10 protein-coding genes are annotated in these 16,521 nt (G+C 70.9%); 3 read left to right on the top strand and 7 right to left on the bottom strand.

What is annotated here, in order from left to right; all coding sequences use genetic code 11:
- Nucleotides 1-214: 214 nt before the first annotated feature.
- From OG595_RS43125 to OG595_RS43115, 3 genes are read left to right on the top strand one after another with little or no spacing between them, the layout of a single operon-like run.
- Nucleotides 215-529, top strand: coding sequence for a CU044_2847 family protein (locus tag OG595_RS43125; protein WP_329282031.1), 315 nt, complete (start codon nucleotides 215-217; stop codon nucleotides 527-529).
- Nucleotides 522-2,354 (top strand): S1 family peptidase, encoded by a 1,833-nt coding sequence (locus OG595_RS43120; protein ID WP_329282030.1) that lies wholly within the window; start codon nucleotides 522-524, stop codon nucleotides 2,352-2,354. Before OG595_RS43125 ends, OG595_RS43120 begins: the two co-directional genes overlap by 8 nt.
- Nucleotides 2,355-2,398: 44 nt before the next feature.
- A complete protein-coding gene (locus tag OG595_RS43115) occupies nucleotides 2,399-6,073 on the top strand; it encodes a CHAT domain-containing protein (protein ID WP_329282028.1) in 3,675 nt (1,224 codons plus the stop codon).
- A gap of 153 nt (nucleotides 6,074-6,226) precedes the next feature.
- Here the strand turns inward: OG595_RS43115 and OG595_RS43110 are convergent, their stop codons facing one another.
- The 7 genes from OG595_RS43110 to OG595_RS43080 form a co-directional block, all read right to left on the bottom strand.
- A complete protein-coding gene (locus tag OG595_RS43110) occupies nucleotides 6,227-7,354 on the bottom strand; it encodes a hypothetical protein (protein ID WP_329282026.1) in 1,128 nt (375 codons plus the stop codon).
- A 164-nt stretch (nucleotides 7,355-7,518) separates the two neighbouring features.
- Nucleotides 7,519-9,993, bottom strand: a complete 2,475-nt coding sequence (locus tag OG595_RS43105) for a SpoIIE family protein phosphatase (RefSeq protein WP_329282024.1) — start codon at nucleotides 9,991-9,993, stop codon at nucleotides 7,519-7,521.
- Nucleotides 9,994-10,376: 383 nt separating this feature from the next.
- Nucleotides 10,377-11,114 carry a VOC family protein gene (locus OG595_RS43100; RefSeq protein WP_329282022.1) on the bottom strand — a complete coding sequence of 246 codons (738 nt, stop codon included), beginning with the start codon at nucleotides 11,112-11,114 and terminating at the stop codon, nucleotides 10,377-10,379.
- 257 nt (nucleotides 11,115-11,371) lie between these two features.
- Nucleotides 11,372-12,844 (bottom strand): GH1 family beta-glucosidase, encoded by a 1,473-nt coding sequence (locus OG595_RS43095; protein ID WP_329282020.1) that lies wholly within the window; start codon nucleotides 12,842-12,844, stop codon nucleotides 11,372-11,374.
- A gap of 92 nt (nucleotides 12,845-12,936) precedes the next feature.
- Nucleotides 12,937-13,878, bottom strand: coding sequence for a carbohydrate ABC transporter permease (locus OG595_RS43090; protein WP_329282018.1), 942 nt, complete (start codon nucleotides 13,876-13,878; stop codon nucleotides 12,937-12,939).
- 13 nt (nucleotides 13,879-13,891) lie between these two features.
- Nucleotides 13,892-14,893 (bottom strand): carbohydrate ABC transporter permease, encoded by a 1,002-nt coding sequence (locus OG595_RS43085; RefSeq protein ID WP_329282016.1) that lies wholly within the window; start codon nucleotides 14,891-14,893, stop codon nucleotides 13,892-13,894.
- Nucleotides 14,894-15,034: 141 nt separating this feature from the next.
- Nucleotides 15,035-16,348 carry an extracellular solute-binding protein gene (locus tag OG595_RS43080; RefSeq protein WP_329282014.1) on the bottom strand — a complete coding sequence of 438 codons (1,314 nt, stop codon included), beginning with the start codon at nucleotides 16,346-16,348 and terminating at the stop codon, nucleotides 15,035-15,037.
- Nucleotides 16,349-16,521: the final 173 nt, after the last annotated feature.

Here is a 16,521-nt window from a genome sequence, read left to right as displayed (position 1 = left end):
CCTTCCTGAAGCTCCGCGGGCAGTGGTCGAGGCCGCGGACCTCGGTGGCGGAGTGCCGGGAGGCGGCGGACCGTCCGGCCACAGAACAGAACGGGGAATCCCCACAGTCACCCATGCGGTAAGAATTCCCAATAGTTCATATGAATCAAGTGTTTATCAACCGGGACCTGGACAGAATCGGGAGCCGGAAGCGGGTCGGGGAGGGACAGGAAACGTGGCGGGACAAGCGGTACTCGTTCAGGCGGGCACGACGGAGCTGTACATGGAGGTGGCAAGGGGCGGCGGACCGCAGACGGTCGGCGTGAGCCAGGCCATGGCGTTCGACGGGGTCCGGGAGTGCGTCGAAGCCGTGGCCGCGCAGCTGGCCCAGGCCTGGGACCATGTGAAACCGACCGAGGCGACCGTGGAGTTCGGGCTCTCGGTGACGGTCAAGAGCGGGAAGCTCACCGGGCTGATCGTGGAGGGCGGCGGTGCGGCCAGCCTGAACATCACTCTGACGTGGAGGCCCTCGGAGCCCGGCCATGGGTGAGCTCGACTGGCGCTCCTCGCGCCGTTTCATCGTGCGGCTGCACACCCCCGACGGACGGCACACCCTCGGCACCGGGTTCTTCGTCGCGTACGGCAAGGTGCTGACCTGCGCACACGTGGTGCACGACGCCTCGGAGGGCGGCCCGCTGGACAAGGTGCTCGTGTTTCCCGACCCGTCGCTGCGCTCCGAACCGGTACTCGCACGGGTGACGGCCAGTACGGAACCGCCGAGTGACGCCGTGCTGTGGCCCATGCCCGACCTGGCACTTCTGGAGCTGGAGGGCGACCTCCACCACGAGGTGCTGCCCCTGCGCCCGCAGCGGCGGCTCAGGCCCGACGCCCGATACCAGACGTGGGGGTACGCGCCCCGGGCCGACGGCGAGACCCCGGACGGGACGTCGGTCTCCTTCCGCTTCGAGGGCTATGACGGCGACGGATACCTGCGGCTGGCGGCGGGGCAGGCAGCCGCGGGCCTGTCAGGATCGCCGCTGGTCGACGCCACCCGGCCGGACGAGGTGATCGGCGTCATCGCCGCCTCCCGCGATGTCCGCACCGACCTGGGCGGCTGGGCCACTCCCGTCTCCGCCCTGGAGGACCTCGACGCGACGGCACCGGAGGCGAAGCCGCTCCTCAAGCCGTTGCAGGACGTCCTGTGGGAGAACTCCCAGTGGGAGCAGGACCCGCCCCTGCCCGCACCGGACAGCGCCCCGCTTCCACGGGCCGTGGTGCTGCGCCGCTCGTACCGGCTCGGCTCGGCTCTCGCCAGGCTGGGCCGCGCCGAGACGCTCGCACACCGGTACGGGGACGGGGACAGTGACGGTTCCGGTGAGGACACCGGCGAGTTGGCCGAGCGGCAGCGGTACATCACGAAGAACCACGAGATCGCCGTGGACGCCTGCCGGTTCCTGTCCGCCGTCGCGCCGCCGAGAGCGCTCCCGGACCAGGAACGGAGCGAGGCCACCGTCGTACGGATCGGGCACGCCGAGCGGATCGCCGGGCAGCTCCAGCGGGAGCACGGCGAACGCGAGTCGGCGGACTTCGGCGCGATGGTCTCGGGTGCCCTCCGACTGGGCCTCCGGGCCGGGATCGCTCCGGCGATGCTCCCCCACCTGCCACCGGAGCAGCGGGACCAGAGCACCCGAAGCCTGCTGGCGCTCGCCGCCGGGCTGGGTCTCCCCCAGGAGCTGCGGGACGACGTCCGGGCGATGGCCGACGCGGCCGACAGCGAGGCGATGCAGAGCGGTGTCTTCGCCCTCGACGACAGGATCTCGCTCTGGTTCGACCATCAGGCCCGCGGCGATCTGTGGGTGCGTCTGTCACTGTGCACCCTCTGGCGGCTGGCGTGGCGGGCCTGTCTCGCCGCGCTCGCGCGGTCGGAGCACATGGAGGCAGGACTGGTCGGCGGCATGATGGGGCGGGCTCGCGGCTACGGGACATGGCTCGGCCTGCCCGTGACCAAACTGCGGGAGGCCACCGGGAACCGCCCCGAGGACGGCGCCCATGCGATGCACTATCTGCTCCACGAGCTGCCGGACCCGTTGTTGACCGTCCTGAAGGAGCGCTACGGCGAGGACGCCCACCGTCTGCTGTGGCTCTGCACCCGGCTGGTGGGCTGGCTGATCTTTCCCGAGGACGAGCTGCGCACGAGCATCGCGTCGAACACCGAGAGCAAGTGCGTGTCGCTCGGCTTCCCGGACGACCTCGGCGGGGAAGTCGTCTCGGCGCTGCGCTCCGGCGAGGGGTTCGACGTCGTCAAGAGCGCGGTCTGGGAGTTCAACCAGCGGGTCAACAAGTTCTATTTCCCGCAGGCCGCTCACGGACTCTGATCCCCGGTCGGCCCCACAGGAACGTGCACGTGAAAGGGAGTTGGATGCGCATCCCGGCTTCGGACGAGGGGGAAGCGGCGACGCTGCGGGCACGGGCCACGCGTCTCGCTGCGGAGGCGGTCACGCTGATCGCCGTTCCCCGGGTACCCCTGGAGACCTTGCCTGACTCCACGGCACTCGACCGGACGATCGAGCAACTGACCGGTGTCGAGGCCGAGTTGTCCGCCGCCTTCGGTGCCGGTGGGGAGACCGAGCCGCTGACCGCCACCGTACGACGCCGACTCGGTGGCCTCTACGCCACGCGGTATCTGGCCGGACGCTCGCTCACCGACCGGGCCGAAGCCACCCGTCTGTTACGGGCCGTACACGCCGACGGGCGGACCGGGCCGGAGGAACAGCGAAGCACCGAGGTGTGGCTGGCTCTGCTGCTCGTGCCGCCCGAGGGACTGACCGGGTGGGACAGCACGGCCGACGGGGCCATGGCGGCCTGGAACATGGGCTTCAGGGCGATGACCGGTCAGGACGGGACCGTCGGCGATCTGGCCGAGCTGAGCGAGCTGCTCGAAGGAATGGCCGGACGGCTGCCGCCCGAGGACGCGGCAGCGGCACGGCACCATGCCGGGACGATGGACCTGGCGCGGCGCCTGCTGAGCGGGCAGGACGACGTCGATCCGACTCGACTGGCCGAGATCGCGAAGGAGATGGCCGACCAGCAGCCAGGTCCCATGGGCGACATCCTGCGGGCCCTGCTGAGCGCGTACACCGACTTCCTCCAGGACCCGGGTGCGGCAACGGGAGCGGATACGGCCACTGTCCCTGTCTCTTTGACGCAACCGGGCACCGTCACCGCTCCGGACACCGCTCCGGAGACCGTCGGCGCTCCGGGCGCGGGCCCGGACGCCGCATCAGGAACACCCTTGGTCGGGCTGCCGGACGAGGCAGCCGCGCAGCAGTTGTTCCGGCAGATCACCCTGCTGACCGGCCTGACCGTGCCGGGATCTTTCGCACCCGGTGAGCTGGCGAAGGTGATCGAGGCGATCGACCCCGGGGCGAGCCCGGGCAGGGACGGCGCCACCACGGGTGACCCGGTCGACGGGCCAGTGACGGCCACTCTCGGGCTGATCGCCGAGGCCTTGCGCACCGGACACCCGCAACTGCTGGACGATGCCACCGAGCGCCTCCGGCGTGCGATCGACGGAGGCGGGACACAGTTCCCGGACGACCGGGCCGTCTGGATCACTCAACTGCTCTTCCCCACCCTGCTCTCCACGCTGACCATGACGTCCGGCAACCGCCAGGACCTGGCGAGGGCGCGCGGATGGCTGGACTCCCTGAGCGCAGCCGCCACAGCCGTCGAGTCCTCGCCGCACGCCACCGGTCCGGGCTCCGCCGGACTGCTGCTCAGCTTCCGGATCCTGCGGATCCAGCTCAGGCTCGGCGAGATCCAGGAACAGTACGACGCCGACGCCCCCGAGAAGCGGGAGCCGCTGGAAGCACTGCTCGCCGAACTCCGGGCGCTGGACACCACCGCCGACCACGACGGTGAGTGGTATTTCCTGATCCCCTTCCTCCTCGGCACGGTCAGGCTGCACCTCGCCCTGCTTCTCCGCGACCTCGCCGAACTGCACCGCGCCCAGGCCCACTTCGCGACAGTCCTGGAGGACACGCACAGCCTGCCCGTGGTGCGCCCGATGTTGGAGTCGGTGCGGGTCCAGACCCTCACACTCACCGCACTGCTGGAGGAGGATCCGGAACGTGTCGCCGAGGCGGTACGGCAGGCCCGTCCGCATCTGACCGGCACTCCGGCGGCGGTCGACCAGCACGTCCTCGGCCGCCAGGCCATCGCGCTGGCACTGCGCGCCGCCTACGAGATGACCGGTGACACCGATCGACTGGACGAGCTGGTAAAGGAGTTGGAGGAGGCACGGCGCGGCCTCACCGAGCACAGCTCCGCGGCGACGGCCGGCTCGGTGCTGTGGGATCTCGCACGGGCGTACCAGGAACAGGGCACGCCCGCCCTCGCCGTGCCCACGGCGTTGGAGTCGCTGCGGCTCGTCGCGGAGGACGTCCTGCTGCAGTTCGGTGCCGAGGACGGGCTCCAGGCCGCCCGGGCAGGCGCCCGCCGCGGCCTGCTGGCGGCGGGCTGGGCGGCGCGGGCCGGCCGGATCGAGGAGACCGTCGAGTGCCTGGAGACGGGCCGGGCCCTGGTGCTCCGGGCCGCGGCGACAGCTCGGACCGTCCCGGAGCAGCTGGAGGCCCGCGGTGAGCCGGAGCTGGCGGCAAAGTGGCGGCAGGCGGTACGGGACCTCGCGGAAGGCGGTGCTCCGGCCCCGTACGACACCGGGACACCGGCCGGATCCCTGGTCACCGACCCGCGCGCCACCCTGGTGGTCCCGAGCGCCCTGCGGCGCCGGGCGCTGGACGCCCTGCGGCGACCGGACGGCGACCGGCCGGATCCGCGCGGTCTGCTGACCGTCCCCGGCCTCGACCAACTGCTGGAGGGCGTGCGGACATCCGCCGTCGACGCCCTCGTCCATCTGGTACCCGGCGAGGAAGGCGGCGACGGCGCGGCCGTCCTGCTGCCCCGCCGTGGCGCCCCCCGTGTCCTGCCGCTCCCCGGGCTGGCCGCCGACGGGCGGGCGCCGCTGGAGGCGTATCTGGACGCGGCGGCCACGCGTTCCGCCGCCGCACCCGGGGGCGGGCCGGACCCGGTGCACGAGCGGGCGTGGCGGGACTCGCTGAACGAGCTGGTCGCGTGGGCCGGACCGGCCGTCGTGGAACCCGTGCTCGACGCGCTGCGACCGGTCGACGGCACCGTCCCCCGGCTCGTCCTGGTGGCGTGCGGAAACCTCGGTGCCGTCCCCTGGCACGCCGCCGTCCTCACCTCGGATGCGCATGGCCGTTCCGGACGGCGGTACGCCTGCGAGGAAGCCGTGATCAGCTACGCGGCCTCCGGCGCCGAGTTCCTGTCCGCCGCCGCCAGGACCCGGGCGGTGACCGGGGAACGCGCGGTGCTGGTGGCCGATCCCTGGGCGAGCCTGGGCTGGGCGCCGACCGAAGTGGAGGCGCTGCACGCAGCCGCCTACCCCGAGGCCCGGCTGATGGGGCACCTGCCCGGCGGGCAGGACGCGTCCGGTACCCCGGGAGACATCCTCGCGGTACTGCCCGGCGGGGATGCGGCACTGGCCGCCACCGTGCTGCACATCGCCTCACACGCACGGGCGGGTGACCGGCCCACCGCTTCGGCCCTCGAACTGGCCTCCCCGCAGGGGGACCCGGAGGGCGGTCTGCTGACGGTCACGCACATCCTGGACCACATGGGCGGCCACCGGGGAGCGAACGGACCGCTGGTCGTCCTGAGCGCCTGCGAGACCGACCTCAGCCACCGCGACCACGACGAGGCACTGACGCCCACCACGGCTTTCGTGGCGGGTGGCGCATCCGACGCGGTCGGTTCCCGCTGGCAGATCAGCGACTCCTCGTCGGCGGTCATGATGGTGGTCTTCCACCATTTCCTCACCTCGGAGGGGCTGGCGCCGCCGGACGCGCTGCGCGCCGCACAGTTGTGGATGCTGGACACCGACCGCGAGCCGGTGCCGGGGCTGCGCGGCAGACTGCGGGGCCAGGCCTCCCGTTCGGGGCTGGCACGGCTGCCCGCGTGGGCCGCGTTCATCCACCAGGGCAACCCGGCTCCCGCGGGGCGGGAGAACACCGTATGACCGCGGGCAAGGCCTGCGAACCCAACAGCCACTCCATCCGCGCGCCTCAACTCATCCTGACACCAGTCGAGTTGATGAGCGCGCAAGGTGCCGGCTCGCCGGAGTGGCGGTCGGCCCGAAGTTCACGGACGCGTACCCGCTCCCGGTCCGCCGCTACTCACCCTGCTCGTAGCGCCGCCACTCGCGTCCGCCGTCGCGGGAAGTCCACAGCCCTTCGCCCTTCACCAGGTCGTACGTCGATGTCGTCGCGTCCGCGATGCCGTAGAGGATCGTGCCTTCGACCGTGAACGACGTGAACCTCGCCGGTGTCCTCAGTTCACGGAAGGCGCTGTTGGTGCGGTCGGCGGCGAGCCAATAACGGCCGCCTTCCTCGCCGACGAGCAGCCGGCCGTCCGTGAGGAGTTCCAGGACCAGCGCCTCCGGGTCATGCCCGAGCTCCTTCCAGGCGATCCCGCCGGCGAGGACCGTCCGCCAGTGCGCGCCGTCGTCCGTGGTCATCAACAGGCCCCGCACACCCCCGCCCCGGACGAGGGACAGTGCCGCGGCGCCGCCCCGCGCGGCCAGGACACCTCCCGTGTACGGCCCGGGAACGGCCACCGAACCGAGGGTGCGTACGTCGCGCTGCCAGACGACGCGTTGGGGGTCCTCCGTCAGGGGCTGGTCCAGGCTCCAGACCGTGCCCCGCTCGTCGACGGCGAGGCGAACGGCGTCGTCCGGCACCCCGGCCGGGGGAGCCACGGTGCGTGTGGCGGGGCGGTAGACGAGGGACGGCTCCGATTCGTTGAGCAGGACGTCGCCGGGGCGAGCGTGCAACGGCGTCTCGGTGAGGACCGCCCGGTGCCGCCTGCCCTGTACGTCGAGGGTCCACGCTCCCTCCGCCGCCTCCTGAGGCACCCGTACGAAGCCCCCTCGCATCCCCTTGAACGCGGGCGGCACATCCTCCGCATTCGCGTGCTCCGCGTGTTCGGCAACCGTACGGCCGTCGGAGCCGACGATGCGCCAGGCGGTGGCGGCGGGCCCCTCGTCGTCCTCGACGTTGTCGGCCTCGTACGTGAGAAGCAGCGAGTCGTCGTCCGCGCGGGCCACACCGTCGGGTGCGCCGGCCATTTCGATGACGTCGGCGGGGCGCGGGTGGGGGTCTTCGATGACGCGCCTGTACTGCGCCTCGCGGCTCTCGGGCTCCCTGTCGCCGGAGCCGCCCGGGGTGCAGGCCGTCAGCACCAGCGCCATGCCCGCCAGGAGCCCGACCGCCCGCTCCCCGCAATCCCTCAGCCACACCATTCCCGCATCCTCACATGAGGCGGCGGTCCCGTTGCTGTGGTCTCCGCACCATGGGGCCGCCGCGCGGGATACGAGTCCATCTCCTTGGGACGGAGAAGTCCCACGGGTGCCGCGGAACTCGGGGGTTGCACCGCGGTATTGGTTCGCCGACACGCAGGGCAGGTCTATCTCTCGGTGCCCATTCCGTGGGCGGCCTCGCGGGCACCCTCGTCCGGCAGGGACTGCTCGGCCCAGATCGTCTTGCCGGTGGCCGTCTGGCGGCTGCCCCAACGCTCGGCCACCTGAGCGACGAGCAGCAGTCCGCGTCCGCCCTCGTCGAAGGTGCGGGCCCGCCGCAGGTGCGGGGCAGTGCCGCTGCAGTCCGAGACTTCGCAGATGAGCGCATCGGCGCGGATGAGCCGCAGTTGGATGGGCCCGTCGCCGTAGCGGATGGCGTTGGTGACCAGCTCGCTGACGATCAGCTCGGTGGCGAACCCGAGCTCGGTCAGCCCCCAGTCGGCCAGCTGCCCGCCCGCCATGCGCCGGGCCCCGGCGACGGCCGCGGGGTCCATGGGCAGCTGCCAGGTGTGCACCTGGTCCGCGCCGAGCGCCGAGGTGCGAGCCAGGAGAAGGACGATGTCGTCGGCAGGGGGATCGGGCCGTACCTTGCGCAGCACCTCGTCGCAGGCTTCCTCCAGGTTGGCGGCGGGACGGCGCAGCGTTTCACCCAGCAGGTCCAGCCCGACGTCGATGTCGCGGCCCGGAGCCTCGATCAGGCCGTCGGTGTAGAGAGCGAGCAGAGTGCCCTCGCCCATGTCGATCCGGACGGCCTCGAAGGGCAGTCCGCCCAGGCCGAGTGGTGGCCCGGCCGGCAGGTCCACCACTTGGGCCCGGCCGTCGGGGGTCACCAGGACGGGCGGCGGGTGTCCGGCCCGGGCCAGGTCGCAGCAGCCGGCGACCGGGTCGTAGACCGCATAGAGGCAGGTGGCCCCGACCTCTCCCGAGGCCCGCTCCGCCTGCCGTCGCGCGTCCGGGCCCTCCTCCCGGTCGAGGCGGATCACCAGGTCGTCCAGCCGGGTGAGCAGTTCGTCGGGTGCGAAGTCCGCGTCGGCGAGGGTCCGCACCGCGGAACGCAGCCGGCCCATGGTGGCCGAGGCGTGCACGCCGTGACCCACCACGTCGCCCACCACCAGCGCGACCCGTCCCCCGGACAGTAAGATCACGTCGAACCAGTCCCCGCCGATCTCGTCCCCCGGGCCTGCGGGAAGGTACCGGTAGGCGAGGTCGACCGCCTCCACCTCCGGAAGCCGCTCGGGCAGCAGACTGCGCTGAAGCGCGAGCGCGGTCCGGCGCTCACGGGTGTAGCGGCGGGCGTTGTCGATGCTCACCGCCGCTCTGGCGGCGATCTCCTCGGCGAGCAACAGATCGTCCGGACCGAAGACGTCCGCGGTCCGATGCCGCATGAGGTGCATGACACCGAGGGTGATCCCCCGCGCACGCAGTGGCACCATCATCACCGAGTGAATCCTGAAACGCCTCATGCTCTCGGCACGCGCCGCCGACGCCGTCGACCACGCGCGCAGCAGCGGGTCCCCGGCACGGTAGTAGGCGCCACGGCCCGTGATGAGGGCCTCGGCCGGTGGTGAGCCGGGAGGATAGACGTCGGTGCTGCCCGCGGGAACCACTGATTCCGGGCATCCGGTCAGCACCGACCGCTGCGCGGTACGGCGGCAGACGACAGGCGTGCCGGGCGGTACCGGCTGCGGCTCGTGTCCCTGGACGACCGATTCCAGCAGGTCGACGGTGGCAAAGTCGGCGAATCCCGTCACGGCCACCTCCGCCAGCTCCTCGGCTGTCCAGGTCACGTCGAGCGTGGTGCCGATGCGCACACTGGCGTCGTTGAGCACCGCCAGGCGGCGCCGGGCCAGGTACTGCTCGGTGATGTCGATCACCAGCGCCGACACCCCCAGCACCGTCCCCGCCGCGTCCTTCAGCGGGGAGAGGAACAGCGACCACGCGTGATCGCGGACCTCACCGGAGGCTCGAAAGGGCTGCTCCTCGCGGAAGATCGTCTCGCCGGTGCGCACGACCTGGTGCTGGAGACGGTCGATCTCGTCCAGGGGCGGGGCGGGATAGATCTCCCACAGTGTCCGGCCTCGCATCTCCTCCGGGCTCAGTCCCATGGCATGGCTCATCACCTGGTTGCAGGTGACGAACCGCGCCTCGCTGTCGTAGATGGCGACGGGCAGCGGGAGCTGCGCCAGTGTGAGGTCCCACAACTCCGCCGCCCCCGCGTCCGTCGGTCCGGCGGGGTAGGTCACCGCCGCGGGGGTGACGACCCAGTGCGTCCTGCCTCGCGCATCCGTCAGTGGCGTGCCCCGGAGGTCCACGGTGACCCGGTCCCCGTGCCGGTTTCGCAGCGCCAGCCTGCACGTCCACAGCTGCCCGGCGGCCAGGCGCCGCCGCATCGCCGAGGGCAGCTTCGCGGCGAGCAGGCCGACGGCCGGCCGGCCCACCAGGTCCCCGGGCTCGTACCCGAGCAGTCGCCCGGCTCCGGCACTGCACGCCATGACGGTTCCGCGGGCGTCGATGACGGCCGCGAGGTCCTCGGACGCTCCCGCGCCCCCTGCTTCTGTTGTCGTGTCGGGCTCGTTGTCCATGGATGCATCCCGACCTCGTACCTGTCGCGAACCGGCACCGCGCCGCGCCGCCCGTCAGGGGCTCTGCCCCCAGCATCCCGCCGCGGCACACAGCGCTCAACCCGGCCCCGGAAGGCCCCTGCGCCGACGGGCCCCGGAGACAGGCCGCACTGGAGGGGGCATCGACGCCGACAGCACGAAGAGTGGCCCCCTGTGCCGGCCCGATCAGCTCGGGGCCGAGAGCCACTGCCTTCTCCCGGGAAGTCCGCGGCTGATCGCGGTCAGGGAGAAGGGGGCGTTGCAGCGGGCTTCAGGAGGCAGGGCGCCGTTCGGCGTGTGCTCCGGGTGGTGGCGGCTGCTCCGTGCGGCGGCTCAGCCGTTGGTCAGAGAGGGGAGGCGCCGTGTCAGGACGACCGGAGGACGCAGAACTCGTTGCCCTCCGGGTCGGCCAGGATCTTCCACGAGAAGTCGCCCCTGCCCGCGTCGGCGGGCGTCGCACCGAGGGCCTCAAGCCGGGTCACCTCCGCCGCTTGGCCGTCACCCGGGGAGGGCACCAGGTCGAGATGGACACGCTTCCGGGTGTCCATCAGGTGGGGCGTGCGGAGGAACTCCAGATACGGTCCGACGCCCTTGGCGGACCGCAGCAGCGCACGATCGTCGGTCACCTCGTGCAGGGTCCAGTCCATCGCCGCGTCCCAGAACCGGGCCATGGCCCGTGGGTCCGCGCAGTCGACGACCACGGCGGCGATCGGCCCGGTGTCCCGGTAGTCCTCCCGGGGCGACAGGACGCAGAACACGTTGCCCTCCGGGTCGGCCAGAGCTGTCCGCTGGAGGTCGCCCCGGCCAATGTCGGCGGGTGTCGCGCCGAGATCCTTCAGGTGCGCGACCAACTCCGTGTGGTGGGACGCGGAGCTGGTGGCGAGTTCGATGTGCACACGGTCCCTCACCGTTTCGGGGTCCGGGACGGCGATGACGTCGACGCAGATGCCGGCGGGGTCCGACCAGGTGAAACCCACGGGTTTGACACTGGTCGCACCGGGCTCCGGGCTGGACACATCCCAGCCGAGCGCCGCTCCCCAGAAACGGCCGAGCACCGAGTCGTTCCGGGCTTTGAAGTTCACCTGAACAAGTTGCAGCGCCATGCCGCCAACCCTATGTCCGGCCTGGGTCCGAACGATCAACCGACAGTCGGGGCAGTCGAGTTCGGGCGGCCAGGCGGAGCCGGACCACGACCTCCCACCGGGCCGGAACGGAGCCCTACGCACAGGGGCCCGGTCCCACCGTCCGCCGGTGGTCCCAGACCGGAACCACCTCGGCCCGGAACCACCCCGCCAGGCGCCGCGCCCGGCCCGCCGCACCACTGCCCAGGTCTCCGCCGGGACCACGCCGTGCTATGGCGTCACCCGCCGGCGGTCCGGTTCCCACCGTCCTTGTCCGGCAGCGTGCCGGTGCGGGCCACGTCGGCGTACCAGCGTGCGCTGGCCTTGGGGATGCGCTCGCCGGTCGGGTAGTCGACGTAGACGGCGCCGAAGCGCTTGCTGTAGCCGTAGCCCCACTCGAAGTTGTCCAGCAGGGACCACAGGAAGTAGCCCCGGACGTCGACGCCGTCCATGATTGCCCGCCGCAGGGCCGACAGGTGACCGTGCAGGTAGGCGATGCGTTCCGGGTCGGCCACCTCGCCCGCCGGGTTGACGTAGTCGTCGAACGCGGCCCCGTTCTCGGTGATCATCAGCGGCATCGCGGGGAAGTCCGCCTTGAGGCGCATGAGCAGGTCGTACAGGCCGCTGGGGTCGACCGCCCAGCCCATCGCCGTGGTACTGCCCGGGGGCCGGTGGAAGGCGACCCGGTCGGCGCCCGGCCAGGGCGTGTGCTCGCTCATCCCGTGGCCGTCGGAGCCGTGACCGGCGTCGCCGGTGGCTGCGGAAACGAGGGTGGGGGCGTAGTAGTTGACGCCCAGGAAGTCCAGCCGCTGGTGGATCGTGGCGGTGTCGCCGTCGCGTACGAAGGACCAGTCCGTCAGGCCGGCCGTGTCCTGGAGGAGGTCCTGCGGGTACTCGCCCTCCAGCATGGGGCCGGTGAAGACACGGTTGGCCAGCGTGTCGATCCGGCGGACCGCGTCGAGGTCGGCGGCGGACTCGGTCAGCGCGCGTACGTGGTGGATGTTGAGCGTGACGGACGCCCGCGCGTGGGCGGGCAGTTCGGCGCGCAGTGCCTGAACCGCCTTGCCGTGGGCGAGATTGAGGTGGTGCGCCGCGCGCAGGGCCGCGACCGGGTCGGTGCGGCCGGGCGCGTGGACGCCCGAGGCGTATCCGAGGAAGGCGCTGCACCAGGGTTCGTTGAGGGTGGTCCAGGTCTTCACCCGGTCTCCCAGCGCGCGGGCCGCCAGGGCCGCGTAGTCGGCGAACCGGTCGGCGGTGACGCGCTCCGGCCAGCCGCCCGCGTCCTCCAGCTCCTGCGGCAGGTCCCAGTGGTAGAGCGTGACGACCGGCTCGATGCCCTTCTCCAGCAGCGCGTCGGTCAGGGCACGGTAGAAGTCGAGCCCCTTCTCGACGGCCGGGCCCCTGCCGGTCGGCTGCACCCGTGGCCACGACAAGGAGAACCGGTAGGCGCTCACGCCGAGGTCGGCCATGATCTCGACGTCCTCGCGCCAACGGTGGTAGTGGTCGGTGGCCACGTCACCGGTGTCGCCGTTGCGCACCATGCCGGGCGTGTGCGAGTAGGTGTCCCAGATCGAGGGGGTGCGTCCGTCCACTGCGGCGGCGCCCTCGATCTGGTAGGCGGCGGTCGCCGTACCCCAGGTGAATCCCGGCGGGAACGTGGTGGCGGCGGTGGTCTCCGGGGCGGGCGCGACACGTCGGGCGATGGTGGTCACGAGGATCCTTCCAGCTGTACTGCGGGGTGGGAGCGGAGATTTGGGGCTGCGGGCCCGGGAGGGGTCCCGGCCGCGGGGTGACGGTGGGGCACTCATCCCTTGACCGCTCCCTGCATGATTCCGCCGACGATCTGGCGGCCGAAGACGATGAACATGGCGAGCAGGGGCAGGGTGCCGAGCAGAGCGCCCGCCATGATCAGCGACTGGTCGCGCACGTATCCCGCGCTCAGCTGGGTGAGTGCGACGGGGACCGTCGGATTGGACATGTCGAGCACGATGAACGGCCAGAAGAAGTCGTTCCAGGCGTGCACGAACGTGATCATGAACAGTACGGCCATGGGAGGCCGGGCGATCGGCAGCACGATGCTCCAGAAGATGCGCAGGGAGTGCGCCCCGTCCACCCGTCCGGCCTCGACGAGTTCGTCGGGCAGTGCCTCGCTCAGGTACTGCCGCATGAAGAACACACCGACGGCGCTGACGAGCGTGGGGAAGATGACGGCGGGCAGCTTCTGGCCCAGGCCCAGTTCGGTCATCATCATGAACAGCGGTACGACGCCGAGTTGGGGCGGCACCAGCATCGTGCCGATGACGAGCATCAGCAGGACGTTGCGGCCCTTGAAGCGGAGTTTGGCGAACGCGAAGCCGGCGAGGGTGGCGAACAGCACCGTGGACAGGGCGATCACCCCGGCCACGATCATGCTGTTGAGCATGGCCTTGCCCAGTGCGGCGTCCTGCCAGGCCTTGCCGAGGTTCTCCAGCAGGTGGGGCCCGGGCAGGAACGGCGGAGGCGTCTGGGTGACGCGCGTGTTGTCGGTCGACGCCGCCACCATCGTCCAGTAGAGCGGGAAGAGGGAGAACAGCGCCGCGATTCCCAGCAGGATGTAGGCGAGGGGACCCGCGTGGTGCTGTCGTCCGGCGCGCGGGTGCGCGAACAGTCGCCGGCGCCGTCCCCCGGACGGGGTGGCCGCGCGGTTCTTCCGCACGGTTTCGGGGGGTGCGTCCGCCGCCCGGGCCGGGATGCTGTCTGTAGTCATGGAGATCTCCCGGTCAGGCCTTGCGCGCTGCGACGCGCTGGACCACTCGTTGGACGACGAACACGACGATGAGCAGCAGGAACATCGCCCAGGCGACCGTGGCGGCCCGGCCCATCTGGTAGTTCTTCCAGCCCTCCTCGTACAGCAGCAGTCCCAGCGTCTGGTACTGGTTGTCCGCTCCCCCGGTGATGCCGTTGGGGCCCTGGCCGAAGATCAGGGGCTCACCGAAGAGCTGGGTGGCGCCGATCGTGGACAGGACGATGGTGAACACGATGGTGGAACGGATGCCGGGGACGGTGACCATCAGGAACTGCTGCCACCGCGAGGCGCCGTCGATGGCCGCGGCCTCGTACCGGTCGCGCGGGATCGCCTGCATCGCGGCGAGGTAGAGCAGCGCGTTGTAGCCGGTCCAGCGCCAGATGACGATCGACGAAATGGCCGTCTGCGCGGCCCACTTGTTGTTCTCCCAGTCGATGTTGTCGACACCGAACAGGCTCAGCATCCAGTTGATCATGCCGAAGTCGCGCTCGAAGAGCATCGTGAACACGAGGGCCGCGGCACCCACCGAGGTGGCGTACGGCGTCAGGGCGGCGACGCGGAAGAACGTCGAGCCGCGCAGCCGGTAGTTGAGCAGATGCGCCAGGCCCAGCGCCATCAGCAGCTGCGGCACGGTCGACAGGACGCCGATGGTGATGGTGTTGAGCAGCGCGTTCCAGAAACGGTCGTCGTCCCACAGGGCCGTGTAGTTGTCGAAGCCGACCCACTCCATGAGGTTCAGGGTGGACAGTTCGACGCGGTGCAGGGAGATCCACGAGGTGTAGATCAGGGGGTAGAAGCTGAAGGCGGCGAAGACGACGAAGAACGGGGCGACGAAGGCGTACGGGGCGCCCCGTACGTCGAGGCGGTGCAGCAGCGTGCTTCGCCGCTGACGGTCCCCGCCGGTGCCTGCGCCGGTCCCGGGCGGAGGGGCGGCGCCGGGCGGGCCGGCCGAGGGTGTCGAGGTGGAGATGGCCACCGGAAGGCGTCCTTCCTGGAAGGTGAGAGAGGCGGGCAGGGGCCCGGCGGCCCACACGGGCCGTGCGTGGGACGCCGGGCGGCTGCGGAGACGAGCGACGCGCGGACGTGGCGAGGGGCGAAGGGGCGAAGGGACCCGAGGTCAGCCGACGGCCTTCCCGATGCGCTTGTCAGTGGTCTTCCACGCCTGTTCCGGGCTCTTGTTCTGCGCCTCGATCAGGGTCAGCCCCTGGGAGAAGATGTCCTTGATGGTGCCGTCCTTGCGGCCGAGTACCTGCTCGTCGGGGATCTCCTGGGCAGCGGCGCCGAAGATCTTTCCGATGGGCGCGCCGCTGAAGTACTCCGACTTGGCGTCGACCACTTCGGGCAGCGCCAGCGCGGTCTGCGACGAGGGGAAGTTGCCGATCTCCTTGAAGAGGTAGGCCTGTTGTTCGGGGGCGGTGAGCCAGGCGACGAGCTCCTGTGCCTCCTTCTTGACGGGGCTCTTCTCCATCACCCCGAGGAACGATCCGCCCCAGTTGGCACCCTTGGGTGCCTTGGCGACGTCCCACTTGCCCTTGTTGGCCGGGCCCGCCTTCTCGCTGATGTGCGCGAGCATCCACGCCGGGCAGACGGCGGTGGCGAAGGTGCCGTTGGCCAGACCGGGGTCCCAACCGGGCTGGAACTGGCGGAGCTTGGCGGTCAGACCGGAGGTGGCCGCCTCGGAGGCCAGCTTCCACGCGTCCTTCACGACGGGGTTGGTGGCGTATATCAGCTCACCCTCCTTGTCGTAGAACTGCTGGGAGTTGCCGTAGATCATGGCGTTGAACAGTCCGCTGGAGGTGTCCATGAAGGCGACCTTGTCGGCCTTCGAGTTCTGCTTGAACCGCTTGCCCGCGTCGACGTACTTCGACCAGTCGCCCTCCCACAGCTTGGCGACCTCCTCACGGTCGGTGGGCAGGCCGGCCTGCTCGAAGAGGTCCTTGCGGTAGCAGACGGCCATCGGGCCGATGTCGGTGCCGAGGCCGATGACCTTCTTGTCCGCGGTGGTGACCTGGCTCTGCTTCCACGGCAGGAAGTGGTCGGTGCCGGACACACCGGCCAGATCGACGAACTTGTCCTGCTGGGTGTCGGACAGTTCCTTGGCCCTACCAATCTCTATGCCCTGGACGTCCTTGAGTCCGCTGCCGGCGGCCAAGTGGGTCTGAAGGGCTGTGTAGTAGGTCTGCTCGTCACCCGCGACGTCCGCCTTGATGACGACGTTCGGGTGCTCCTTCATATAGGTGTCGAGCAGTCCGGTCTCCTTGAAGCCCATGACGCCGAACAGGCCCATGGTGATGGTGACCTTGCCGTCCTTCGTTCCCCCGCCGGTCCCTCCGCTGTCGCTGCCACCACAGCTCACGATCAGTCCGAGTGCCGACACGGCCGAGACCGCGGCGACCGCTCTCGTGTGTGACTTCCTTCGGAACTTGTCCATCTGGTCCTCCTGGCGACGGCGCTGACGCACCGGAGTTCGAGTCCCACGGTCCGCCCCGTAGGCATGATTTGTCCGGTGGGCACGTTCCCAGTTTGCGGTGGGAACGTGCCCATTTGGAAGCCCGAAGCCTCGCCGCCCCGAAAGGCGTCTGTCAAGAAGTTGAACTCACTTCG

Origin of the sequence: Streptomyces sp. NBC_01451 (assembly GCF_036227485.1) — a bacterium.
Classification (GTDB): domain Bacteria; phylum Actinomycetota; class Actinomycetes; order Streptomycetales; family Streptomycetaceae; genus Streptomyces.
This window is presented reverse-complemented; position numbering and strand designations above follow the sequence as displayed.